This window comes from Pseudomonas fluorescens (assembly GCF_040448305.1).
Taxonomy (GTDB): domain Bacteria; phylum Pseudomonadota; class Gammaproteobacteria; order Pseudomonadales; family Pseudomonadaceae; genus Aquipseudomonas; species Aquipseudomonas fluorescens_BH.
The window spans coordinates 1,671,002-1,695,636 of sequence record NZ_CP148752.1 but is presented as its reverse complement, the minus strand read 5'-3'; the positions used below and the strand labels follow the sequence as shown (position 1 = coordinate 1,695,636).

Annotated in this window: 26 protein-coding genes; 2 read left to right on the top strand and 24 right to left on the bottom strand. The window is 61.0% G+C overall.

Annotated elements, in window-relative coordinates; genetic code table 11:
- The first annotated feature begins 52 nt into the window (after window positions 1-52).
- Together WHX55_RS07675 and WHX55_RS07670 are read left to right on the top strand one after the other, a co-directional pair.
- Entirely contained in the window at window positions 53-1,627 is a 1,575-nt protein-coding gene (locus tag WHX55_RS07675) for a flagellar hook-length control protein FliK (protein WP_353742349.1), read from the top strand.
- Window positions 1,624-1,953: an EscU/YscU/HrcU family type III secretion system export apparatus switch protein gene (locus WHX55_RS07670; protein WP_353742348.1), complete on the top strand. Its 330-nt coding sequence runs from the start codon at window positions 1,624-1,626 to the stop codon at window positions 1,951-1,953. The genes WHX55_RS07675 and WHX55_RS07670 overlap by 4 nt, the downstream gene beginning before the upstream one ends.
- Before the next feature lie 63 nt (window positions 1,954-2,016).
- Here WHX55_RS07670 and WHX55_RS07665 read toward each other — a convergent pair whose 3' ends face one another.
- The 24 genes from WHX55_RS07665 to WHX55_RS07550 all read right to left on the bottom strand — a co-directional run bounded on the left by WHX55_RS07665 (window position 2,017) and on the right by WHX55_RS07550 (window position 24,556).
- Window positions 2,017-2,517 (bottom strand): DUF6622 family protein, encoded by a 501-nt coding sequence (locus WHX55_RS07665; RefSeq protein ID WP_353742347.1) that lies wholly within the window; start codon window positions 2,515-2,517, stop codon window positions 2,017-2,019.
- A gap of 368 nt (window positions 2,518-2,885) precedes the next feature.
- Window positions 2,886-3,281 carry a DUF2802 domain-containing protein gene (locus WHX55_RS07660; RefSeq protein WP_353742346.1) on the bottom strand — a complete coding sequence of 132 codons (396 nt, stop codon included), beginning with the start codon at window positions 3,279-3,281 and terminating at the stop codon, window positions 2,886-2,888.
- A complete protein-coding gene (locus WHX55_RS07655) occupies window positions 3,282-3,767 on the bottom strand; it encodes a chemotaxis protein CheW (protein ID WP_007980742.1) in 486 nt (161 codons plus the stop codon). It lies immediately after the preceding gene.
- Between the two features lie 75 nt (window positions 3,768-3,842).
- A complete protein-coding gene (locus WHX55_RS07650; RefSeq protein ID WP_353742345.1) occupies window positions 3,843-4,781 on the bottom strand; it encodes a CheW domain-containing protein in 939 nt (312 codons plus the stop codon).
- 141 nt (window positions 4,782-4,922) lie between these two features.
- Complete coding sequence (locus WHX55_RS07645) at window positions 4,923-5,711, bottom strand: ParA family protein (RefSeq protein ID WP_150753417.1); 789 nt, start codon at window positions 5,709-5,711, stop codon at window positions 4,923-4,925.
- 43 nt (window positions 5,712-5,754) lie between these two features.
- The gene (gene motD, locus WHX55_RS07640) at window positions 5,755-6,645 is read right to left on the bottom strand and encodes a flagellar motor protein MotD (protein ID WP_085716991.1); all 891 of its coding nucleotides are present in this window, start codon (window positions 6,643-6,645) and stop codon (window positions 5,755-5,757) included.
- Window positions 6,646-6,660: 15 nt separating this feature from the next.
- On the bottom strand, window positions 6,661-7,401 hold the full coding sequence (locus WHX55_RS07635; RefSeq protein ID WP_150724481.1) for a flagellar motor protein: 741 nt from the start codon (window positions 7,399-7,401) through the stop codon (window positions 6,661-6,663).
- Window positions 7,401-8,531 carry a chemotaxis response regulator protein-glutamate methylesterase gene (locus tag WHX55_RS07630; RefSeq protein WP_353742344.1) on the bottom strand — a complete coding sequence of 377 codons (1,131 nt, stop codon included), beginning with the start codon at window positions 8,529-8,531 and terminating at the stop codon, window positions 7,401-7,403. Before WHX55_RS07630 ends, WHX55_RS07635 begins: the two co-directional genes overlap by 1 nt.
- 48 nt (window positions 8,532-8,579) lie before the next feature.
- Window positions 8,580-10,832: a chemotaxis protein CheA gene (locus WHX55_RS07625; protein ID WP_353742343.1), complete on the bottom strand. Its 2,253-nt coding sequence runs from the start codon at window positions 10,830-10,832 to the stop codon at window positions 8,580-8,582.
- Between the two features lie 55 nt (window positions 10,833-10,887).
- Entirely contained in the window at window positions 10,888-11,676 is a 789-nt protein-coding gene (locus WHX55_RS07620; RefSeq protein WP_150724478.1) for a protein phosphatase CheZ, read from the bottom strand.
- A gap of 21 nt (window positions 11,677-11,697) precedes the next feature.
- Complete coding sequence (locus tag WHX55_RS07615; RefSeq protein ID WP_003183998.1) at window positions 11,698-12,069, bottom strand: chemotaxis response regulator CheY; 372 nt, start codon at window positions 12,067-12,069, stop codon at window positions 11,698-11,700.
- Window positions 12,070-12,237: 168 nt separating this feature from the next.
- Window positions 12,238-12,978: an RNA polymerase sigma factor FliA gene (gene fliA / locus WHX55_RS07610; protein ID WP_150724477.1), complete on the bottom strand. Its 741-nt coding sequence runs from the start codon at window positions 12,976-12,978 to the stop codon at window positions 12,238-12,240.
- A complete protein-coding gene (gene fleN / locus WHX55_RS07605; RefSeq protein WP_008001746.1) occupies window positions 12,975-13,805 on the bottom strand; it encodes a flagellar synthesis regulator FleN in 831 nt (276 codons plus the stop codon). The genes fliA and fleN overlap by 4 nt, the downstream gene beginning before the upstream one ends.
- A gap of 116 nt (window positions 13,806-13,921) precedes the next feature.
- Window positions 13,922-15,250, bottom strand: coding sequence for a flagellar biosynthesis protein FlhF (gene flhF / locus WHX55_RS07600; protein WP_150724476.1), 1,329 nt, complete (start codon window positions 15,248-15,250; stop codon window positions 13,922-13,924).
- Window positions 15,251-15,261: 11 nt separating this feature from the next.
- Window positions 15,262-17,391, bottom strand: coding sequence for a flagellar biosynthesis protein FlhA (gene flhA / locus WHX55_RS07595; protein ID WP_150753420.1), 2,130 nt, complete (start codon window positions 17,389-17,391; stop codon window positions 15,262-15,264).
- 224 nt (window positions 17,392-17,615) lie between these two features.
- Window positions 17,616-18,755 (bottom strand): flagellar biosynthesis protein FlhB, encoded by a 1,140-nt coding sequence (flhB, locus tag WHX55_RS07590; protein ID WP_150724474.1) that lies wholly within the window; start codon window positions 18,753-18,755, stop codon window positions 17,616-17,618.
- 3 nt (window positions 18,756-18,758) lie between these two features.
- Window positions 18,759-19,541 carry a flagellar biosynthetic protein FliR gene (gene fliR / locus WHX55_RS07585; protein WP_150724473.1) on the bottom strand — a complete coding sequence of 261 codons (783 nt, stop codon included), beginning with the start codon at window positions 19,539-19,541 and terminating at the stop codon, window positions 18,759-18,761.
- A 3-nt stretch (window positions 19,542-19,544) separates the two neighbouring features.
- The gene (fliQ, locus tag WHX55_RS07580) at window positions 19,545-19,814 is read right to left on the bottom strand and encodes a flagellar biosynthesis protein FliQ (RefSeq protein ID WP_057398373.1); all 270 of its coding nucleotides are present in this window, start codon (window positions 19,812-19,814) and stop codon (window positions 19,545-19,547) included.
- Window positions 19,811-20,545, bottom strand: coding sequence for a flagellar type III secretion system pore protein FliP (fliP, locus tag WHX55_RS07575; protein WP_353743026.1), 735 nt, complete (start codon window positions 20,543-20,545; stop codon window positions 19,811-19,813). The genes fliQ and fliP overlap by 4 nt, the downstream gene beginning before the upstream one ends.
- 23 nt (window positions 20,546-20,568) lie before the next feature.
- Entirely contained in the window at window positions 20,569-21,021 is a 453-nt protein-coding gene (gene fliO, locus WHX55_RS07570) for a flagellar biosynthetic protein FliO (protein WP_353742342.1), read from the bottom strand.
- Window positions 21,022-21,468 carry a flagellar motor switch protein FliN gene (fliN, locus tag WHX55_RS07565; RefSeq protein WP_150757663.1) on the bottom strand — a complete coding sequence of 149 codons (447 nt, stop codon included), beginning with the start codon at window positions 21,466-21,468 and terminating at the stop codon, window positions 21,022-21,024.
- Window positions 21,469-21,534: 66 nt separating this feature from the next.
- Entirely contained in the window at window positions 21,535-22,503 is a 969-nt protein-coding gene (gene fliM / locus WHX55_RS07560; protein ID WP_057398369.1) for a flagellar motor switch protein FliM, read from the bottom strand.
- A 9-nt stretch (window positions 22,504-22,512) separates the two neighbouring features.
- A complete protein-coding gene (gene fliL / locus WHX55_RS07555) occupies window positions 22,513-23,016 on the bottom strand; it encodes a flagellar basal body-associated protein FliL (RefSeq protein ID WP_150753425.1) in 504 nt (167 codons plus the stop codon).
- Between the two features lie 175 nt (window positions 23,017-23,191).
- Window positions 23,192-24,556, bottom strand: coding sequence for a flagellar hook-length control protein FliK (locus tag WHX55_RS07550; protein WP_353742341.1), 1,365 nt, complete (start codon window positions 24,554-24,556; stop codon window positions 23,192-23,194).
- Window positions 24,557-24,635 lie beyond the last annotated feature (79 nt).

Below are 24,635 nucleotides of genomic sequence, written 5' to 3'. Positions count from 1 at the left end.
ACATGCCAGACCTTACTCTAAAGAGTGCATTTTCCTCAGGTTGTGACCGCGTATGACAGGCGAAATGAACATCCTCCCGCTACCGCAAACCCTCCCGGCGACTTCGCGCCCGCCGGTGGTCAGTGGTGAGTTGCTCAAGTTGATGACGCCGGTGGAGGGGCTGATCAGCGTCGGTCAAACTGCCCAGGCCGAAGTACTGTCGCTCAAGCAGGCGGACCAGACTTTCCAGATGCTGCTCAAGGTCACCCTCGACAGCGGCCGCCAGACCACGGTCCAGACCACCAGCAATCAACCGCTGGCACAGGGCACCACGCTGGTCGTCAGCCAGCCCTCGGCCGGCAACCTGGCCGTGACGGTGCAACAGGCCATTGCCTCCAACATCGCCACCCTCACCCGCCTCGACACCGCGCAACTGCCCGTTGGCACCCTGCTGCAGGGCAAAGTGCTGACCTCGCAAGTGTTGCCCCAGGTGCCCGGCCAGCCCATGGTGTTTCGCTCGATGGTGGGCCTGCTCAACACCGCACTGAGCGGCAGCACCTTGAGCATCGACAGCCCGCAGCCCTTGCGCATCGGCACCTTGTTGAGCGCGCAGGTGCAAGACGCCCATACCGTGAAATTCGTGCCCCTGAGCAGCCGACAGGAGCAACTGGCGGTGACCCGGCAACTGGTCGACCAGCAAAGCCGCCAGGGATCGCTGGACGGCTTGCTCAAGCTCCTGCAAAACCTGCCGCCCTCGGACCAGACATCCGTTGAATTGCGCAGCGCCGCTGCCCGGTTGCTCGCCGGCCTGCCGGACGTTCAACAGTTGAGCACCCCCAAGGGCCTGGCCCAGGCCCTGGCCAGCAGCGGTGTGTTTCTCGAAAGCAAACTGCTGACCGGGCAAAACCCGACGCTCGCACCGGACATGAAAGGCGACCTGCTCAAACTGGTTGCGCAATTGAGTCAGGGCTTGCCGGCCAACACCGGCCTCGGTGCGATCATCGTCGCCAATACCCTGGCCCAGGCTATGCCGAATTTTGTCCGCAATGCCCTGGGCATGCTCGGTCAGGTCAGTGCCAAGCCGTCGCCGAGCGGTTTCCCGCTGCCCGAGCGCTTGCTGCAAAGCGCCGACGGTGAAAACGACCTCGAACACCTGCTGCGCCTGGCCGCCGCCGCGGTTTCACGCCTGCAAAGCCATCAACTGTCGAGCCTGGAACAGACCGGCGTAACCGCCGACGGACGGCTGATGAGCACCTGGCAGCTGGAAATCCCGATGCGCAATATGCAAGACATCGTGCCCTTGCAGGTCAAGTTCCAGCGTGAAGACTCACCCGAAAAAGAACAGCCCAAGGAACGTCGCGGAGAACGCGAACCCAAGCAGCAGTTGTGGCGTGTGGAACTGGCCTTCGCCATGGAGCCTTTGGGGCCGCTGCAAATTCAGGCGCAACTGATCAAGGGCAGCCTCAGCAGCCAGCTCTGGGCAGAGCGGCCTTACACCGCCAGCCTGATCGATAGCAACCTGAGCGGGCTACGCGACCGCTTGCTGTCCGCCGGCCTGAACGTCGGCGACCTCGATTGCCACCTCGGCACACCACCCCAAGGCCCGCAAACCCGCCTCGAACAACGCTGGGTCGACGAAACCGCATGAAAAACCCCAACACCCCACGCCAGGCCATCGCCCTCAAATACGACGGCACCCACGCCCCGACCCTCACCGCCAAGGGTGATGAAGCGCTGGCGGAAGAAATCCTGCGCATTGCCCGCGGCTGCGAAGTGCCGATCTATGAAAATGCCGAGCTGGTGAGGTTGTTGGCGCGGATGGAGCTGGGGGACAGCATTCCGCAGGAGCTCTATCTGACGATTGCCGAGATCATTGCGTTTGCGTGGAGTTTGAAGGGGAAGTTTCCGGCGGGGCAGGATCCGGATGCGTTGATGGTGGAGAAGGACGTCACCGAGCGCGGGGATGATTATTGAGCTTACGAACCCGTTATGCAGGAGCCAGTTTGCCGGCGAATGCGAACTTGAATATTGCACCGATCATTTAGCCGCCTTCGCTGGCAAGCCAGCTCCTACGAAACGCAATAGCTTGAAACTGCGACCAACAATCAAACCATTGATGAGCCCTGCCCCCAGCGCCGCCCCTGCAACCGCCGACATTTCATTGGCCAGTTCCGGGTACATGGCCGCCTGGTAACCTTCGTAATAACGCCAGGCAAAAAAGCCCCAATACACAATCAGTACCTTGATCGTACCGGGTAGAACCAGATGTTGCCCCTCGCACTGCACATTGTTGTACGAGAAAAAACGCAGTGCCAGCAACCACCCCGCCAGCAATCCCAATGCATAGACTGAAAGCTGGATTGCAATTTCCTGGGAGGGATTGAGCGATGCGAGGGACAAAGCCACGAATATCACGGGTGATATCTGCAATGACCTTTTCGACTCATGATTCTTGAAGCAGGCAATGACACCGTAATAAGTCAGGATCAGAAAAACCGCATATACCCACAGCGGTGTACCGCGCAAGATATCGAACATAGGCCTCCCTGGCACTGCACATGTTTGAACAGATCAAACGACTGATGGCGGGTTGCGATCATAAGACGGCGAAATCTGAGAAAGCTATAGGCAGGAGACTACGACGGCGAATTACCAGTCTGAGGATGAAGGGGGGATGCGTCGTAATCGCGGGGATGATTGCTGCGCATTCGAAGACGCCATCGCGAGCAAGCTCGCTCCCACAGTTGATCTGCGGTGAACACATGTTCTGTGTCCGACATAGAACCATTGTAGGAGCGAGCCTGCTCGCGATGGAGGTATGAGCGCCGCGTTTCTCCAGGAGGCCCGCGTCATCGTTAACGTCCATCGCGAGCAATCGAGCGTCGACCGGCTGCTCCTACAGGTTTCTAGCTGCTCTTGTGCAGCTTGCTCATCAACTCCGCCTCAGCCTGGGTCAAGCCGCAGGACTGGGTCAGTTCGTTGACGCTGGCGCCCATCCCGACCAGTCGCGCCGCCTGGGCGAACGACAGGCTTGAAGGATCACGCTGTTCCAGCTGAGCGAGTTTGTCCGGCAACGGCGCGACGATCGCCCGCAGCTCGTGCAGGTCTTCGCCCATGCGCACATTGCCGTTCTGGTAGTCGTCGACGCGCTTGGCCAGGTCCTTGATGCGCTGATCACGCTGCGCATCACCCTTGGCCTGTTGCGCGGCGATCTGTTTTTGACCGCGAATGTACGCCAGGAACATCGCCAGCGTGCCTGCCCAAAACAGGAACAGGACAATGACCGCAACCTCGAGAATCAATCAGATACTCTCCAGTTCCGACCATTCTTCTTCGCTCATCATCTTGTCGAGCTCGACCAGGATGAGCAGTTCGTTGTTCTTGTTGCACACGCCTTGAATGAACTTGGCGGACTCTTCGTTACCCACGTTCGGCGCGGTTTCGATTTCCGACTGACGCAGGTAAACCACTTCGGCCACGCTGTCGACCATGATCCCGACCACCTGCTTGTCGGCTTCGATGATGACGATACGGGTGTTGTCGCTGATCTCGGCATTCATCAGGCCGAAGCGCTGGCGGGTGTCGATCACGGTGACGACGTTGCCGCGCAGGTTGATGATGCCCAGCACGTAGCTCGGGGCACCCGGGACCGGGGCGATTTCGGTGTAACGCAAGACTTCCTGGACGCGCATCACGTTGATGCCGTAGGTCTCGTTGTCCAGCTTGAAGGTGACCCATTGCAGGATCGGATCTTCGGAACCCTTTGCCGCCGTTGCCTTGTCATTCATACCCAGCCCCTCAAGAAACCGCCCTGGCGGTGTGTGTTCCCTGCAACGCCATCAGGGTGACGTCGCCTGTTTTGTTTATTTGACTGATGTCGGTTTGTGGCCCGGCTTGCCACCGGACATGTGCCGGGCTCCGCCGCTGGCGATCAACTCGGCCAACGAGGCGACATCGAGCAAGGCGCACATGTGTTCAATCACCGTGCCGGCGAGCCATGGCCGCTGACCTCGATGACTTCTCCATTTGATTTCATTCGGGTCCAGACGCAACGAACGACTGACCTGATGCACCGCCAGCCCCCACTCGTAGCCCTGCACCGAAATCACGTATTGCAGGCCCTGCTTGAAATCGTCGCGGTAACGGTCGGGCATGACCCAACGCGCGGTATCGAGCACCTTGAGGTTGCCGGCCTGGCTCGGCAGGATGCCCAGGAACCATTCCGGCTGGCCGAACAACGGTGTTAGCTCGTGACCGGCCAGCGAGTAAATCGACCCCAGGCACACCAGCGGCACCGCCAGGGTCAAACCGGCGACATCGAACAGCAGACATTCGAAGGGTTCGGCAGCCCAGGACGGACGACCGTCGGCTTCCACCGGTGGCGGCGTGTTGTTCGGTGGCAGGTGCACTTCGACGACGGGCGGAACCAAGGCTTGAGGCGCCTCGATCACCGGAGTCTCCAGCGCCAAAGGCTTTTCAATGGCGGGAGCGCTCAGGGTTTGCAACAGCGGCGCGAGGGTCGATACCGGTGCCAGAACGGGCTCCGGGGCTTCGACCACAGCGACCGGTGCCTTGGCCACCGGTGCTACTGGCGCAACCACAGGCGCGGTTTTCTGCGCATCCCGGGCCTGTTCTTCGAGCACGGCAGCCTGGAACTCGTCCAGCACGGTTTCGGCGGCAATCTCCTCGGCCACTGCCTCTACGGGCAGCGTCAACTCTTCAGTCACCTCCTGAAGCAGGCTGTCCAGATAGGACTGCAAGGCCAGTTGCGGGCGCGAGGTGGTCTTCAACGGGCGGTTCATGCGCACATACCCGTAGGAGCGAGCATGCTCGCGATAAACCTGAGCGCGCCACGGGGTGTCAGGTTTCCCGCGTCATCGTTGACGACCATCGCGAGCATGTCGAATCGTCGCACCGTCGCTCCTACAGGGATCGGGGTCATGTCAGGCCACCTGCGGAACGAGTTGTGCCGCCAACAGGTGCTTGAGCAATGCGCGGTACGCGAGAACGCCACGGCTCTTGCCGTCGAACTGCGAAGGCGTCAGACCGGCCCGGCTGGCATCGCGCAGGCGCGTGTCTACCGGGATGTAGCCTTGCCAGATTTCCTCGGGGAATTTGTCGCGCAGCACGCGCAACGTCCCGAGGGACGCCTGGGTGCGTCGGTCAAACAGGGTCGGCACGATGGTGAAGGGCAACGCCTGTTTGCGCGAACGGTTGATCATCGCCAGGGTGTTGACCATGCGCTCGAGGCCCTTGACCGCCAGGTGTTCGGTCTGCACCGGGATCACCAGTTGCTGGCTCGCCGCCAAGGCATTGACCATCAGCACGCCGAGCAAGGGCGGGCTGTCGATCACCGCGTAATCGAAGTCCTGCCACAGTTGCGCCAGGCTCTTGGCAATCACCAGGCCCAAACCGCTCTGCCCCGGCGACTGGCGCTCAAGGGTGGCCAGCGCGGTGCTGGAGGGCAACAGGGAGATGCGTTCGTCACTGGTCGACAGCAGCAGTTGACCCGGCAGGCCTTGCGGCACGCTGCCCTTGTGCAGGAACAAGTCGTAGCTGCTGTGCTCCAGGGCGTCGGGATCGTAGCCGAAGTAACTGGTCATCGAGCCGTGGGGGTCGAGATCGACCACGACCACGCGCTTGCCCGCCTCCGCCAGTAAACCGGCTAAAGCGATGGAGGAAGTGGTTTTACCGACACCACCCTTTTGATTGGCGACTGCCCAGACTCTCATTCGGATTGTTCCTCCCGACCGAATGGATCGACCGAGAAATAGCTCAACGTGTTAATGCGGGTGACGGAGAATTGACGGCGCTCTCTCGTACCGGCGACTTGACCGGTGTCGGTGCAGTTTGTGTGCCAGCACGCTTCAATGCGGCATCCGGTTGCGCATGGGCGGTTCCGGTGCCGGTCAGGCTGCGGCGAACATCGAGGTTGCGCGACACCACCAGCACCACGCGACGGTTGCGTGCGCGGCCTTCAGCGGTGGCGTTGTTGGCCACCGGCTGAAACTCGCCATAGCCCACCGAAGCCAGGCGACCTGGGTTCACCCCTTGCATTGCCAGCATGCGCACGATGCTGGCCGAGCGGGCCGAAGACAGCTCCCAGTTGGTCGGGTACTGCGCGGTGCGAATCGGTTGATCGTCGGTGAAACCTTCGACATGAATCGGGTTGTCGAATGGCTTCAGGATCGCTGCGACCTTGTCGATGATGTTGAACGCGATGTCGCTGGGCATGGCGTCGCCGCTGCCGAACAACAGGCTGGAATTGAGCTCGATCTCGACCCACAACTCATTGCCGCGCACGGTCATCTGGTTGGAACTGATCAGGTCACCGAACGCTGCACTGATGTCGTCGGCGATGCTTTTCAGTGGATCGCTGGCGCCGGCGACACCGGCATCGACCTGGTCACTGTCCTTGACCAGCGGCTTGGCCGGGGTCACGGTCTTCGGCCGCTCGTCACCGATGGGGATCGGCTTGAGCGAACGATCGGAATCGGTGAAGACGCCGATCAGCGCTTCGGAAATGACCTTGTACTTGCCTTCGTTGATCGAAGAGATCGAGTACATCACCACGAAAAAGGCGAACAGCAAGGTGATGAAGTCGGCGTAGGACACCAGCCAGCGTTCGTGGTTGACGTGTTCTTCATGCTGGCGACGACGAGCCATAGTCCTTTACCCCCATCAATCCATGAAGCCCTGAAGCTTCAACTCAATGGAGCGAGGGTTTTCACCTTCGGCGATCGACAGCAGCCCTTCCAGCAGCATTTCGCGATAACGCGACTGGCGCAACGCGATGGATTTGAGTTTGGCGGCAATCGGCAGCAGCACCAGGTTGGCACTGGCCACGCCGTAGATGGTGGCGACGAAGGCCACGGCGATGCCGTTACCCAGTTGCGACGGATCGCCCAGGTTGCCCATGACGTGAATCAGGCCCATCACCGCACCGATTATGCCGATAGTCGGCGCGTAACCGCCCATGCTTTCGAAGACCTTCGAAGCTTCGACATCGCGGCTTTCCTGGGTGTAGAAATCCACCTCGAGAATGCTGCGAATCGCTTCCGGCTCGGCGCCGTCAACCAGCAGTTGCAGGCCTTTGCGCGCGTAGTTGTCGGGCTCGGCGTCGGCGATGCCTTCAAGGCCCAGCAAGCCTTCCTTGCGGGCGGTCAGGCTCCAGTTCACCACGCGGTCGATGCCACCGGCCAGATCGACACGGGGCGGGAACAGGATCCAGGCGAGGATCTGCATGGCGCGCTTGAAGGCGCTCATCGGCGATTGCAGTAGCGCGGCGCCAATGGTGCCGCCGAGCACGATCAGCGCTGCCGGGCCGTTGGCCAGGGCGCCGAGATGACCGCCTTCAAGGTAGTTGCCGCCGATGATGGCGACGAAGGCCATGATGATGCCAATCAGGCTTAGAACATCCATCAGATACAGGCCTCGACCAGGTGCTTGCCAATGTCGTCCAGGCTGTACACCGCGTCGGCGAGCTCGGCTTTGACGATGGCCATCGGCATGCCGTAGATCACGCAACTGGCTTCGTCCTGTGCCCAGATCGAACTGCCGCCCTGCTTGAGCAGGCGCGCGCCTTCACGGCCGTCGGCGCCCATGCCGGTCAGGACCACCGCCAGAACCTTGTCGCCGTAGGACTTGGCTGCCGAACCGAAGGTGATGTCCACGCACGGCTTGTAGTTGAGACGTTCGTCACCCGGGAGGATTTTCACCGCGCCACGACCGTCGATCATCATCTGCTTGCCACCCGGCGCCAGCAGCGCCAGGCCCGGACGCAGGATGTCGCCATCCTCGGCTTCCTTGACGCTGATACGGCAGAGCTTGTCCAGGCGCTCGGCGAAGGCCTTGGTGAAGGCGGCCGGCATGTGTTGAACCAGCACGATCGGGGCCGGGAAGTTGGTCGGCAATTGGGTCAAGACCCGCTGCAAGGCGACCGGGCCGCCAGTGGACGTACCGATGGCCACCAGTTTGTAGGCTTTGCGTTTCGGCGCGGGCGACGAAGGGGCGGCCGCATGCGCACGCGCCGGGATCGGTGCCGGACGCACGGGCGCACTGCCACCAAAGCTGCCAACGCTCGAAGGCGAAGGCGCATGTATCGGGGCTGGCGCAGCGACAGGTGCCGGAGCGCTGTAGGTACTGACTCGACGATTGCTGCGCGCAATGCTCAGGATCTTTTCGCACAGCAGTTGCTTGACCTTCTCGGGGTTGCGCGAGATGTCTTCGAAATTCTTCGGCAGGAAGTCCACCGCACCGGCATCCAGCGCATCGAGGGTGACCCGGGCGCCTTCGTGGGTCAGCGAGGAGAACATCAGGACCGGGGTCGGGCAGCGTTGCATGATGTGCCGCACGGCGGTGATACCGTCCATCATCGGCATCTCGTAGTCCATGGTGATCACGTCGGGCTTGAGGGCCAGTGCCTGATCGATCGCCTCTTTGCCGTTGGTCGCCGTGCCGACGACCTGGATATTGGAATCCGCTGAAAGAATTTCCGAGACGCGGCGGCGGAAAAACCCCGAATCGTCCACCACCAGGACTTTGACTGCCATAAACACTCCATTAGATGGAGCGAGGCCAGGCGCCCCGCTCCACCAGAATCAAATACGCCGTGTGGCGTAACGCTTGAGCATGCTCGGAACATCGAGAATCAGCGCAATGCGGCCGTCACCGGTGATGGTGGCGCCGGACATGCCCGGCGTTCCCTGGAGCATTTTGCCCAATGGCTTGATGACCACCTCTTCCTGGCCCACCAGTTGATCGACGACAAAGCCGATCCGCTGCGTGCCCACCGAAAGGATCACCACATGGCCCTCGCGCTGCTCTTCGTGAGCGGCGGAGCGGACCAGCCAGCGTTTGAGATAGAACAATGGCAGTGCCTTGTCCCGCACGATCACCACTTCCTGGCCGTCCACGACGTTGGTGGTCGACAGGTCGAGGTGGAAGATCTCGTTGACGTTCACCAGCGGGAACGCAAACGCCTGGTTGCCGAGCATGACCATCAGCGTCGGCATGATCGCCAGGGTCAACGGCACCTTGATGACGATCTTCGAACCCTGGCCTTTGGCCGAGTAGATGTTGATCGAACCGTTGAGCTGGGAAATCTTGGTTTTCACCACGTCCATGCCCACGCCGCGACCCGATACGTCGGAGATCTCGGTCTTGGTCGAGAAACCCGGGGCGAAGATCAGGTTGTAGCATTCGGTGTCGCTCAGGCGATCGGCGGCATCCTTGTCCATCACACCGCGTTTCACCGCGATCGAACGCAGGACATTCGGGTCCATGCCTTTACCGTCATCGGAGATCGACAGCAGGATGTGGTCGCCTTCCTGCTCGGCTGCAAGAATCACCTTGCCACCCCGGGCCTTGCCCGAAGCTTCGCGCTCTTCCGGCGATTCGATGCCGTGGTCGACCGCGTTGCGCACCAAGTGGACCAACGGGTCTGCCAGGGCCTCGACGAGGTTCTTGTCGAGGTCGGTTTCTTCGCCGACCAGTTCCAGGTTGATCTCTTTCTTGAGCTGGCGAGCCAGGTCGCGAACCAGGCGCGGGAAGCGCCCGAAGACTTTCTTGATCGGTTGCATCCGGGTCTTCATGACCGCGGTTTGCAGGTCGGCGGTGACCACGTCGAGGTTCGACACAGCCTTGGACATGGCTTCGTCGCCGCTGTTGAGGCCGAGGCGGACCAGGCGGTTACGCACCAGCACCAACTCGCCGACCATGTTCATGATCTCGTCGAGACGCGCGGTATCGACGCGCACGGTGGTCTCGGCTTCGCTCGCCGGTTTTTCCGCCGGTGGCGCGGCCGGGGCACGCGCAGCAGCAGGTCCAGCAACCGGCGTTTCGGCTTTTGGCTCGGGTGCCTTGGCCACCGGTTTCGGCGCCGCAGTCTTCGCGGCCGGCGCGGCAACGGACGTGTTCGATCCGCTGGCAACCGTCGCGGTGCCGACTTCGCTGAACTTGCCTTTGCCGTGCAACTCATCGAGCAGCGATTCAAATTCGTGATCGGTGATCAAATCGCTGCCGACCACTGCGGCGGCTGGCGCGGCAGGTGCTGGCACGCAAGCAATGGCCGACTCCAGTGCCTCGACAGCAAAGTTACCCTTGCCGTGCAGTTGGTCGAGCAGTGCTTCGAATTCGTCGTCAGTAATATCGGAACTGTCGCCTGCCGCTTTCGGCGCTTCTGGCGCAGCTGGTGCCGGGACCACTGCGTCAACGGCGAACTGGCCTTTACCATGCAGTTGATCGAGCAACGACTCGAACTCGGCATCAGTGATTTCATCGCTGGCAGCGGCATTGCTGACAGGCGCTGGAGCAGCCGCCGGCGCCTCGGCCTGCGCCTTGACGGCGTTCAGCGAGTCCAGCAGTTGTTCGAATTCGGTGTCGGTGATGTCGTCGGAACCGGTTTCGGCCACCGGTTCTTCAATCACTTCGGCGACGGGCGCAGGCGTCACTTCGTCAGCCGATTGCGGCTCGGCCAGACGGGCCAGCGCCGCAAGCAGTTCTGGTGTCGCAGCGGTGATCGGGCTGCGCTCGCGGACTTCGCTGAACATGCTGTTCACCGCGTCCAGCGCTTCGAGAACCACGTCCATCAGTTCCGAGTCGACGCGACGTTCACCCTTGCGCAGGATGTCGAACACGTTCTCGGCGATGTGGCAGCACTCCACCAGCTCGTTGAGCTGGAGGAAGCCGGCGCCCCCTTTTACAGTGTGAAAACCGCGAAAAATTGCATTGAGCAGATCCGCATCATCCGGACGGCTTTCCAGCTCGACCAGTTGCTCGGACAGTTGCTCTAGAATCTCGCCGGCCTCAACCAGGAAATCCTGAAGGATCTCTTCATCGGCGCCGAAGCTCATTAAGGGGGGTGCTCCTACAGGTCTAAAAACCCAAAAAACCTAAAATTCTAAAACTCTAAAATCCCAGGCTGGATAACAAATCGTCCACATCGTCCTGACCGGACACAACGTCTTCTCTTTTATCGGCATGAATCTGCGGACCTTCACCCTGAGAGAGATGTTTTTGTGGATCTTTTTCTGCAAGCATCGCTTCGCGGTCATGCTCGATGCCCGCAAAGCGGTCCACCTGACTGGCCATCAGCACGAGCTTGAGCAGGTTGCTTTCAACTTCGGTGACCAACTGGGTCACACGCTTGATCACCTGGCCTGTGAGGTCCTGGTAATCCTGGGCGAGCAGGATGTCGTTGAGGTTGCCCGACACCGCGCGATTGTCCGTGCCGCTGCGCACCAGGAATCCGTCGACCCGCCGGGCCAGTTCGCGGAACTCTTCAGCGCCGACCTCACGACGCATGAACCGTCCCCAGTCCGCGCTCAAGACCTTGGCTTCATCCGCCAGGCCATTGACCAGCGGCGTGGCACTTTCCACCAGATCCATGGTGCGGTTGGCCGCTGCCTCGGTCAGCTTCACGACATAGCCCAGACGCTCGGTGGCGTCGGTGATCTGCGACACTTCTTCGGCTTGCGGCATGTGCGGGTCAATCTGGAAATTGACGATCGCGCTATGCAGTTCGCGAGTGAGCTTGCCCACTTCCTGATACAGGCCGCGGTCACGGGTCTGGTTGAGCTCATGGATCAATTGCACCGCGTCGCCGAACTTGCCTTTTTCAAGGCTGGCGACCAATTCGACGGCGTGTTTTTTCAGGGTCGACTCAAAGTCGCCCAATGAAGTTTCGTTATTGCCCATAGCTCCCCCGTGGCGCACTCATCAACCGATGCGTTCGAAAATCTTCTCGATTTTTTCTTTCAACGCCTGGGCCGTGAAGGGTTTGACCACATAGCCGTTAACGCCGGCCTGGGCCGCTTCGATGATCTGCTCACGTTTGGCTTCAGCGGTCACCATCAGCACCGGCAGGTGCTTGAGCTTTTCATCGGCACGCACGTGGCGCAGCAGATCGATACCGGTCATGCCAGGCATGTTCCAGTCCGTTACCAGAAAGTCGATGCTTCCGCTGTTGAGCACCGGAATGGCGGTAGTGCCATCGTCGGCCTCGACGGTGTTGGTGAACCCAAGGTCACGCAGCAGGTTCTTGATGATCCGCCGCATCGTTGAGAAGTCATCAACGATGAGGATTTTCATGTTCTTGTCCAATTCGACCTCCAAGCAGTCTTAAACGCGCCCAGCACCTGGACGCGCCATTTCAATCAATCCGGCAAAGCACTCGATGACTGTCTGGAGCACAACAGATCGCGACCGGCGCAGTTCAACACCACACCGGCCTCGTTCGCAGTGTCCCCCACACTGCCTTCAGCGCGCTCGCCACTCCCCCAAACGCCCCCGCAAACGGGCCGCGCACTGGCTGTGTAACTGGCTGACCCGAGATTCGCTGACCCCCAGGACCTCACCGATTTCCTTGAGGTTCAACTCTTCGTCGTAGTACAGCGCCAACACCAGTCGCTCACGCTCCGGCAAATTGGCAATCGCATCTGCCAGCGCAGCCTGGAAGCGTTCATCTTCCAGGTCGCGTGACGGTTCGATATGAGCACTCGCGCCATCCTCGTGCAGCCCTTCGTGTTCGCCGTCCTGCAACAGATCGTCGAAACTGAACAGCCGGCTGCCCAGGGTGTCGTTCAAAATCCCGTAGTAATCGTCGAGACTCAATTGGAGTTCGGCCGCAACTTCGTGATCTTTAGCGTCACGGCCGGTTTTCGCTTCAATCGAGCGAATGGCGTCGCTGACCATGCGTGTATTGCGGTGAACCGAACGTGGCGCCCAGTCCCCCTTGCGCACTTCATCGAGCATGGCGCCGCGGATTCGAATGCCCGCGTACGTCTCGAAACTGGCGCCTTTGCTGGCGTCATATTTGGTCGACACTTCAAGCAGGCCGATCATCCCGGCCTGGATCAGGTCTTCGACCTGGACACTGGCCGGCAGGCGCGCCAACAAGTGGTAGGCAATGCGTTTAACCAGCGGCGCGTAACGCTCGATCAGCTCGTACTGCGCATCACGCGCCGATTTTTTGTAGAGGTTGTAACCGCTTGCTGTCATAGAACCGGCCCTGCTGTCTGCTGCACGAGCCGCTCGACGAAAAACTCCAGGTGCCCGCGCGGGTTGGCAGGCAGCGGCCAGGTATCGACCTTCTGTGCGATGGCCTTGAATGCCAGCGAGCACTTGGAACGCGGGAACGCCTCGTAGACGGCGCGCTGCTTCTGCACGGCCTTGCGCACGCTTTCGTCGTAGGGCACCGCGCCGACGTATTGCAGGGCGACGTCGAGGAAGCGATCCGTGACCTTGGTCAACTTGGCGAACAGGTTGCGCCCTTCCTGCGGGCTCTGGGCCATGTTGGCCAGGACCCGGAAGCGGTTCATGCCGTAGTCACGGTTAAGCAGTTTGATCAATGCGTAGGCGTCAGTGATCGAGGTCGGCTCGTCGCACACCACCAGCAGCACTTCCTGGGCTGCGCGAACGAAACTGACTACCGAGTCACCAATACCCGCCGCGGTATCGATCACCAATACATCGAGGTTGTCGCCGATATCGCTGAAGGCCTGGATCAGGCCGGCGTGTTGCGCGGGGCTCAGATGCACCATGCTCTGAGTGCCGGATGCGGCCGGAACGATTCGGATGCCACCGGGTCCCTGCAGCAGTACATCGCGCAGTTCGCAGCGGCCCTCGATCACGTCGGCCAGGGTACGTTTGGGTGTCAGGCCCAGCAGAACGTCGACGTTCGCCAGTCCCAGGTCGGCGTCCAACAGCATGACGCGCCGGCCAAGCTCAGCCAGAGCCAGGGACAAGTTCACTGACACATTAGTTTTCCCGACGCCACCTTTGCCGCCGGTCACCGCGATCACCTGTACGGGATGCATGCTGCCCATGTTATTTCTTTACCTTGTCTTGCATAGACGGAGGCCACATTACTGGCTGCGCGTTCACAAACGGAACAATGCATGGCAGACCATCGATGTAGGTACAAAAACTGTTCATTTTTACCTCAGCCAACCTGCTTGGTCGGGCTGTGGTAGATGTCAGCGAACATGTCAGCCATGGCTTCTTCGCTGGGTTCTTCCTGCATTTGCACGCTCACGGCGCGACTGACCAACTGGTGACGACGCGGCAGATGCAAATCATCCGGGATCCGCGGGCCATCGGTCAGGTAAGCCACCGGCAACTCATGACTGATGGCAAGGCTCAACACCTCACCCAGACTAGCCGTTTCATCCAGTTTAGTCAGGATGCAGCCAGCGAGCCCGCAACGCTTGTAACTATGATAGGCGGCGGTTAGAACCTGTTTCTGGCTGGTGGTTGCCAGGACCAGATAATTTTTCGAGCGGATGCCACGACCGGCCAGGCTTTCGAGTTGCATGCGCAAGGCCGGGTCGCTGGCCTGCAGGCCGGCGGTATCGATCAGCACCACGCGCTTGCGCAGCAAGGGTTCCAGCGCCTGCACCAGGGACTGGCCCGGATCGACGTGGGTCACCGGCACATTGAGGATGCGCCCCAGGGTCTTGAGCTGCTCCTGGGCACCGATGCGGAAGCTGTCCATGCTCACCAGCGCTATGTTCTGCGCGCCGTACTTGAGCACGTAACGGGCGGCCAGCTTGGCCAGGGTAGTGGTCTTGCCCATGCCGGCCGGGCCGACCATGGCAATCACGCCGCCTTCTTCCAGAGGCTCGACTTCCGGGGTAACGATCATGCGCGCCAGGTGCGCCAGCAACATGCGCCAGGCCTGACGAGGCTCTTCGATATCGGTGATCATCGCCAAAAGGTCGCGCGACAGCGGGCCGGACAGGCCGATGCGTTGCAGGCGACGCCAGAGGTTGGCCTGGTCCGGACGGCTGCCCTGCAGCTGATTCCAGGCCAGGGAGCCGAGCTGGACCTCCATGAGTTCGCGCAGGCTGTTGAGCTCGAAACGCATCGAGTCGAACGCGCGCGGGTCCACGCCAGTGGAGGCTGGTGCAGCGGCCGGTGCGGGGCGACGGGGTTCGGCGTAGGTGGGCTCGATCAACGGCTCGGCTGCGGTGAGCGGCAAGCCGGCGAACAACTGGCGATTGGTCGCATTGTCGCTCTCGCCGTCGCCACGCAGGCTCAGTTCGGCCTGGGCCGTGACGATCCGCGACTGAGTCTTGCGCAGCTCGTCTTCGAGTTCCATGTTCGGAACCCGCGGCGCCAGCGCCGACAACTTGTAATCCAGTGCAGCCGTCAGTTCGACACCTCCAGCGATCCGGCGGTTGCCAATGATGGCGGCATCAGCGCCCAGCTCATCGCGAACCAGCTTCATGGCCTGACGCATATCGGCGGCGAAAAAACGCTTAACTTGCATAAACCACTACCTCAGCCGTTGGGCCCTACTGTCGCAACGATGGTCACTTGCTTGTTGTCAGGGATTTCCTGGTAAGCCAACACGTGCAAACCCGGGACTGCGAGCCGACCAAATCGCGAGAGCATCGCGCGAACCGGACCGGCCACCAGCAGAATCACCGGCTGACCTTGCATCTCCTGGCGCTGCGCTGCGTCGATCAGCGAGCGTTGCAGCTTCTCAGCCATGCTTGGCTCCAGCAGAACGCCCTCTTCCGAGCCTTGCCCAGCCTTTTGCAGACTATTGAGCAATATCTGTTCCAACCTTGGCTCCAGCGTGATGACTGGCAGCTCCGACTCAGTGCCTACAATGCTTTGGACGATTGCACGGGATACGCCAACCCGCACGGCAGCCACCAGCGCGGCGGTATCTTGACTCTTGGCGGCATTGTTGGCGATGGCCTCGGCAATGCTGCGGATGTCGCGCACCGGCACTTGTTCGGCCAACAGCGCCTGCAGCACCTTGAGCAGCTGCGACAGCGAAACCACGCCCGGCACCAGCTCCTCGGCCAGTTTCGGCGAGCTTTTGCCCAGCAATTGCATGAGTTGCTGCACTTCTTCGTGACCGATCAGTTCACTGGAATGCTTGTACAGAATCTGGTTCAAGTGGGTAGCCACTACGGTACTGGCATCGACCACCGTATAACCGAGGGATTGCGCCTGGGCGCGCTGGCTGATTTCGATCCAGACCGCCTCCAGGCCGAAAGCCGGATCTTTGGCGGTAATGCCGTTGAGCGTGCCGTAGACCTGTCCCGGGTTGATCGCCAGTTCGCGATCCGGGTAAATCTCCGCTTCGGCCAGGATCACCCCCATGAGGGTCAGGCGATAGGCGCTCGGCGCCAGGTCGAGGTTGTCGCGGATATGCACCGTGGGCATCAGGAAACCCAGATCCTGGGACAGCTTCTTGCGCACCCCCTTGATCCGCGCCAGCAACTGGCCGCCCTGGTTGCGGTCCACCAACGGAATCAGGCGATAACCCACCTCCAGGCCGATCATGTCGATTGGCGTCACGTCATCCCAGCCAAGCTCCTTGGTTTCCTGGGCGCGGGCCGGCGACGGCAGCAACTCCTGCTGGCGCTTGACCTCTTGCAGGGCCTGCACCTTGGCGACGTTCTGCTTTTTCCAGAACAGGTAAGCGCCACCGGCCGCCAGGGCCGCCATGCTCAGGAACGAGAAGTGCGGCATGCCGGGCACCAGGCCCATGACCGCCATCAAGCCTGCCGCCACTGCCAGCGCCTTGGGCGAGGCGAACATCTGGCGATTGATTTGCTTGCCCATGTCTTCCGAACCGGAAGCACGGGTCACCATGATCGCGGCGGCTGTCGATAACAACAGTGATGGCAATTGCGCCACCAAACCGTCACCGATGGTCAACAGCGCATACACCTTGCCGGCGTCGCCGAAGGTCATCCCGTGCTGGAAGATACCGACCGCCATGCCGCCGATCAGGTTGATGAACAGGATCAACAGGCCGGCGATGGCATCACCGCGGACGAATTTGCTGGCGCCGTCCATGGAGCCGTAGAACTCGGCTTCCTGCGCAACTTCCGAACGGCGGGCCTTGGCCTGGGCCTGATCGATCAGGCCGGCGTTGAGGTCGGCGTCGATCGCCATTTGCTTGCCGGGCATCGCATCGAGGGTGAATCGCGCACTCACCTCGGAAATCCGCCCCGCGCCCTTGGTCACCACGACGAAGTTGATGATCATCAAGATCGCGAAGACCACGATACCGACCACGTAGTTACCGCCGATCACCACCTCGCCGAACGCCTGGATCACCTTGCCGGCTGCGGCATGGCCGTCCTGACCGTGGAGCATCACCACCCGCGTGGAGGCCACGTTCAACGCCAGGCGCAACAGCGTCGCCACCAGCAGAATGGTCGGGAACACCGCGAAATCCAGCGGCCGCAAAGCGTAGACGCACACCAGCAGCACGACGATGGACAGGGCAATGTTGAAGGTGAAGAACACGTCCAGCAGGAACGGCGGAACCGGCAACATCATCATCGCCAGCATGACCAGCAGCAACAGCGGCACGCCCAGATTGCCTCGACTGAGGTCGGCAATGTTGCTGCGGGCACTGTTGATTAACTGAGAGCGATCCACCGGTTTTCCCCGTTCCTTTAAAGCAAACTTTTGACGCCCGAAGCAGGCGCAGAGCGGCTACTGCAAGAAGCTTTCCAACTTTTGCAGAGCCAGGTAACAGAGGGGTTTTGAAGGATTCTGTGGGAGCGAGCCTGCTCGCGATGGCGGCGTGTCAGTCGACACAAATTGTGCCTGTGCAGCCGCTATCGCGAGCAGGCTCGCTCCCACACTGATCGATATCGAAATCAGGAGTCGCGCCGCAAATCCGGCGGAATCGGCAGGTCATCCTTGAGCGGATCCGGTCGCTTGCCCTTGCCCGCCCGGTACTGTCGAATCTGATAAACGTAAGCCAGCACCTGCGCGACCGCCAGGTAGAGCCCGCCGGGAATTTCCTGCTCAAGTTCGGTGGAGTAGTAGATCGACCGCGCCAGCGCCGGGGACTCCAGCAGCAGGATCTCGTTGGCCGCCGCGATCTCGCGGATCTTCAGGGCCAGGAAGTCGCTGCCCTTGGCCAGCAATACCGGCGCATTACCCTTTTCCGGGTCGTACTTGAGGGCCACGGCGTAGTGCGTCGGGTTGGTGATGACCACGTCGGCCTCGGGAATGGCGGCCATCATCCGCCGCTGGGACATCTCACGTTGCAGCTGTCGAATCCGCTGCTTGACCTCTGGCCGTCCCTCCTGATCCTTATGCTCGTCACGCACTTCCTGCTTGGTCATCAGCAGTTTCTTGTGGCTTTCCCAGAGCTGCACCGGCACATCCACCACAGCGATCAGGATCAGCCCGCACGCCATCCACAAGGTGCTCCAGCCCACCACTTGCAGGCTGTGAATGATCGCCATGTCCAGGGGCTCATGGGCGATGCGCAGCAGGTCATCGATGTCCGACGACAGTACCGCCAGCGCCACGAACAGGATGATGATGAACTTGGCCAGGGCCTTGAGCAGTTCGACCAGCGACTTGGTCGAGAACATGCGCTTGAGGCCTGGACCGGGATTCAAGCGGCTGAATTTGGGCGCCATGGAACTCGCCGCGAACAGCCAGCCACCCAGGGAAATCGGACCGATGATGGCAGCCAGTACCAACGTGATCATCACCGGCTGGATCGACCACAGAGCAATTTGCCCCGAGCGCATCAGGTAGGTGGCCATGGAGCGCTGATCCAGAATCACTTCCCGCGGCAGCGAGAAGTTGATGCGCATCAGCTCCATCATGTCCTGCGCCATGGCGCCGCCAAAAATCAGCAGCGCCGAGGCACCGACCAGCATGATCGCCAGGGTGTTGAGTTCCTTGGACCGGGCTACCTCACCCTTTTCACGGGAGTCCTGTTTGCGCTTCTCCGTGGGGTCTTCTGTTTTGTCCTGACCGCTTTCGCTCTCGGCCATGACTCAGCTCGCCCGTGCCATTTCGCGTAATAACTGCAAGGCCTCAGTGGCCAGCGGTTGATACTGGTTGAGAATGTCCGCCAGACCGACCCAGACGATGAACAGCCCAAGCACCAGGATCAGCGGGAAGCCGACAGAGAAAATATTCAGTTGCGGCGCCGCCCGGGTCATGACGCCAAACGCGATGTTGACCACCAGCAACGCGGTGATCGCCGGCAGCACCAACAACAACGCCGAACCGAGCACCCAGCCGAGCTTGCCGGCCAGCTCCCAGTAGTGATTGACCATCAGGCCGCCACCCACCGGCAACGTGGTGAAACTCTCGGTGAGGATCTCGAACACCACCAGATGACCGTTCATGGACAGGAACAGCAGCGTCACCAGCATGGTGAAAAACTGCCCGATCACCGCCGTCGATACACCGTTGGCCGGGTCGATCATGGAAGCGAAGCCCATGCCCATCTGGATGGCGACGATTTGCCCGGCGACCACAAAGGCCTGGAAGAACAGCTGCAAGGAAAAACCCATCACCGCACCAATGAGAATCTGCTCGGCAATCAGCAACAGCCCACTCAAATCCAGGGGATTCACCGGCGGCATCGGCGGCAGACCCGGCGCGATGACCACGGTAATGGCCAAGGCGAAATACAGGCGGATGCGCCGGGGCAGCAGGGTCGTGCCAAACACCGGCATGACCATCAGCAAGGAGCCGACGCGAAACAGCGGCAGCATGAACGTCGCCACCCAGGTGCTGATCTGCGTATCGGTCAGCGCTAGCAGTGACATGGTTTAGCCGATGACCTGAGGAATGCTGCCGTACAGCTGCAGGATGTAATCCATGAAAGTCTGCACCAGCCACGGGCCGCCGACGATCAGCGTCACCAGCATCACCAGCAGGCGCGGCAGGAAGCTCAGGGTCTGTTCGTTGATCTGGGTGGCGGCCTGGAACATCGCCACCAGCAGGCCCACAAGCAAACTTGGAATCACCAGCACCGCCACCATCATGGTGGTCAGCCACAGCGCTTCGCGGAAGATGTCGACCGCAACTTCTGGCGTCATGGCGAGACACCGCCGAAGCTGCTGGCCAGCGTGCCGATGATCAGCGCCCAGCCATCCACCAGCACGAACAACATGATTTTGAATGGCAAGGAAATGATCAGCGGCGAGAGCATCATCATACCCATGGCCATCAACACACTGGCCACGACCAGGTCGATGATCAGGAACGGAATGAAGATCATGAAGCCGATCTGGAACGCCGTTTTCAGCTCGGAGGTCACGAAGGCCGGCACCAGGATGGTCAACGGCGCCTGATCCGGCGTCGCGATGTCAGTGCGCTTGGACAGGCGCATGAACAGCTCCAGATCGCTGGTGCGGGTCTGGGCGAGCATGAAGTCCTTGATCGGCACCTGGGCCTTGGCGACCGCATCCTGGGCCGTCAGTTTTTCCGCCAGATACGGCTGCAAGGCGTCCTGGTTCACCCGGTCGAACACCGGCGCCATGATGAACAGGGTCAGGAACAGCGCCATGCCGGTGAGGATCTGGTTCGACGGTGTCTGCTGCAGGCCCAGGGCCTGGCGCAGGATCGAGAACACGATGATGATCCGGGTGAAGCTGGTCATCAGCATGACAAACGCCGGGATAAAACTCAGCGCGGTCATGATCAGCAGGATTTGCAGGCTGACCGAGTATTCCTGCGCCCCCTGCGCATTGGTGCCCAGGGTGATGGCCGGGATCGACAGCGGATCGGCGCCGAATACCAGCGGCGCGGCCAGCATCAGGGTCAGCATCAAGACGATGCGTAGCGCACCCATTACTTCTTATCCTTTTGATCTTTACCCAGCATCTCCAGCAGGCGCTGGGCAAACTCCGGCGTCGGTTTCTCAGTACTCGGCACTTGCACCGGCTCCTTGAGAACGTGCAGCGCAGCAATGTTGCCGGGGCTCAGGCCCAACAGGATCTGCTCGTTGCCGACCTGCACCAGCATCAGGCGGTCGCGAGGCCCCAGCGCGCGGGAGCCGACAATCTCGATCACCTGCCCCTTGCCGGCCGGACCGGCCTGCTGGACCCGACGCAACAACCAGGCGAGAAGGAAGATCAGCCCCAGCACCAACAGCAAACCGAACACCAGTTGCGTCAGCTGACCGGCCACACCGCTGCTCACCGCCGGCGCAGCAGCCGTGGCCGCCGTGGCCGCCGTGGCGACAGGCTCAGCCGCCAGCACGCTGAACGGCATTGCCAACACAAACCCGAGAACCTTCTTCACTCAGCGCAGCTTCTTGATGCGTTCGCTTGGGCTGATCACGTCCGTCAGGCGGATGCCGAACTTCTCGTTGACCACCACCACTTCGCCGTGGGCGATGAGCGTGCCATTGACCAGCACGTCCAGCGGCTCGCCGGCCAGGCGATCAAGCTCGATCACCGAACCCTGGTTCAGTTGCAGCAAGTTGCGGATGTTGATGTCGGTGCTGCCCACTTCCATGGAAATCGACACCGGGATATCAAGGATCACGTCCAGGTTCGGGCCTTCGAGGCTGACCGGCTCGTTGTTTTTCGGCACGCTGCCGAACTCTTCCATTGGCAAACGGTTAGACGCGGAACTGCCGGAATCGGCGGCCAGCAAAGCGTCGATGTCAGCCTGCCCGGCATCACCGGTTTCTTCCAGGGCCGCAGCCCATTCATCGGCCAGTGCCTGATCGTCCTGCGTGTTCATATTGTCAGTGTCCTCGGCGAGCAAAAATTCAGAATTCGGTTAATCGCGAATGGGTACGAGCACCGGTCAACGGCGCTCGATCGGCTCGATCACTTGCAACGCCAGGTTGCCCTTGTGCGAGCCCATCTTGACCTTGAAGGCCGGCACGCCGTTGGCGCGCATGATCATTTCTTCCGGCATCTCGACCGGGATCACATCCCCCGGCTGCATGTGCAGGATGTCGCGCAGGCGCAACTGACGACGAGCCACTGTGGCCCCGATCGGCACGTCGACATCCAGCACGTCCTGGCGCAGGGCGTTGACCCAGCGCTCGTCCTGGTCATCGAGGTCCGACTGGAAGCCGGCGTCGAGCATTTCGCGCACAGGCTCGATCATCGAGTACGGCATGGTCACGTGCAGGTCGCCGCCACCGCCATCGAGTTCGATGTGGAAGGTCGACACCACAATGGCTTCGCTCGGGCCGACGATGTTGGCCATGGCCGGGTTCACTTCCGAGTTGATGTACTCGAAGTTGACTTCCATGATCGCCTGCCAGGCTTCCTTCAGATCGACGAAGGCCTGCTCCAGCACCATGCGCACCACACGCAGTTCGGTCGGGGTGAATTCACGGCCTTCGATCTTGGCGTGACGGCCGTCACCGCCGAAGAAGTTGTCCACCAGCTTGAACACCAGCTTGGCGTCGAGGATGAACAGCGCGGTGCCGCGCAGGGGTTTGATCTTGACCAGGTTGAGACTGGTCGGCACGTACAGCGAGTGCACGTATTCGCCGAACTTCATCACCTGCACGCCGCCGACCGCCACGTCCGCCGAGCGACGCAGCATGTTGAACATGCTGATGCGGGTATAGCGGGCGAAACGCTCGTTGATCATTTCCAGGGTCGGCATGCGTCCGCGGACGATGCGATCCTGGCTGGTCAGGTCATAGCTTTTGACGGTGCCGGGTTCGGCAGCGTTTTCGGTCTGTACCAGACCATCGTCGACGCCATGCAACAGCGCGTCGATCTCATCCTGGGACAGCAGGTCCTGCACGGCCATGTCGTGTTCCTACTGCAGTACGAAATTAGTGAAAAGCAACTGTTCGATCACCACTTTGCCGAGCTCTTTCTGCGCCACTTCCTGGACGCTGGCGGTGGCTTTCTGCCGCAGCATTTCCTGGCCGACCGGCGAGGCGAGGGTCGCGAAGTCCTGCCCGGAGAACAGCATCACCAAGTTATTGCGGATCACCGGCATGTGGACCTTGAGTGCATCCAGATCCGCCTGATTGCGCGCGAGCATGGTGATGCTCACTTGCATGTAGCGCTGGCGACCGTTCTGGTTGAAATTGGCCACGAAAGCCGGCGCCATCGGCTCGAAAATCGCCGGCTGCTTGCCGACGGGAGCGGTTTGTGCCACGTCGACGGCAGGCTTGCTCTGAGCGCTGTGCATGAAGTACCAGGTCGCCCCCACGGACACACCGATCGCCAGCAGCAGGGCCACCACGATCACGATAATCAGCTTGAGTTTGCCTTTGGTTGCGGGGTCTTTTACTGCTGCGTCGCTCTTCGCCATGCCAATAATCCGTCACTATTCGGGTTTTCACAGTCGCACGGCAAGGCAAGAGCAAGTGTTATGCCATGTAGGAGCGAGCCTGCTCGCGATGGCGGTGTGGCAGTCAACAAAGATGTTGAATGTTACACCGCCATCGCGAGCAAGCTCGCTCCCACAGGGTCAGGTGTTGTGTTCGTCAGGCGTAGTAATCGACCACGCTGGAGCCGATCACGCTGGTGGTATTGGCCGCTACTTCAGCGACGCTCGAGGTGATGTCGTCATCCATTGAATCGAGGCGACCGCCGATGGCACTGGTCCGCCCGCTCTGGTTTTGCCGGGCTTGTTCCTGCCCTTGCTGCGAACCACGGGACTGGTCCGAAACGTTGACATCGACCTGCCCCATGCCCTGCTGCGCGAACATGTCGCGCAAGCGATGGACCTGGCCATCCAGCGCCTCACGGACACCCGGATGCGCACTCATGAACGTGACCTGGGTCTGTTGATCGGGAACCATGCTCACCCGAATGTCCAGGCGCCCCAGCTCAGCGGGCTGCAACTGGATGTCCGCGGCCTTGAGATTGGCGCTGGACAGGTACATGACCCGGTTCACCACCTCTTCGGTCCAGCCGCTCTGGTGCATGGCAATCGGCTGGTTCACCGGCAAGGCATTGGCGGTCTTCGGTGTGGCCGCCTGTGTCAGCGCTGCCAGACGGTTGGCGAAATCATCGACACGGGTGTCGCTGCTGGCGGACTTGAGATCCTTCAGGCCGTCATCGATCAAGCCACTGAAAGCCTTGTCGTCGCCCTGACCGGTGCTGCTCTTGTCGCCCTGAACATCCAGCAGGGTCGCCGTGCCGGCGGCAAAGTTTTGCGCCGGTGTCAGCTCACCGTCGGCCTGGGCTTGCACCTGTGTCGGTGCAGCCTTGGGCTGCGCCTGGCTGGAAGCCGATACGTGACCGCTCTGCTCCATCGCCAGGCGCACCGCCGGCAATGCATCGAGCGGATCGGTCGAGGGATCGAAATCGCCGTCGGTAGTGGCCAGCGCTGGAGCGATTGCAGCCGTAACCGTAGCCGCGGCGGCAACTGGCGCTTCAACGGCAGGTTGCACGGTGTCGGCCACGGCGGGTGCTACCGGTGCCGGCACGACTGGCTGAAGGACTGGCTGCAATGAAGGATCAATCGCCGGATCGAGCGGTGCGGCATCGACGACCGGAGCCGGATCGGCAACTGACGCTTCATCACCGACAGTCTTGTCGTCAGCCTGCATCGGTGTGTCGGCAGGCAAGGATTTGCCGCCATCGGCAACCACCGGTTCCCCGGCGGCAGGTTTGTCGTCGCCAGTGTCTTCTTTTCCGGCGACATCGGAGCTTTTTTCGCGCCCCGGCTTGACCGAGGCATCCGCCAACGCATCGGGCTTGCTCTGGGCCTGATTGGCATAGACATGAGCGAAGCTTGCGGCCTTGTCCCCGGGCTCAGCGGTCTGCGCCGGAGGATTGGCGCAGGCGGCCTGAGTCTTGGCCTGTCTGGAGGCCTGAAGCAGAACATTGGGGGTAACGGGCATGAAACGGTCTCCGCTGCACGGGGCTCATAAGTACAGTTGGAGAGTTAACTGCAAAGGTCGAGCCAGTTTCACTCGGAGG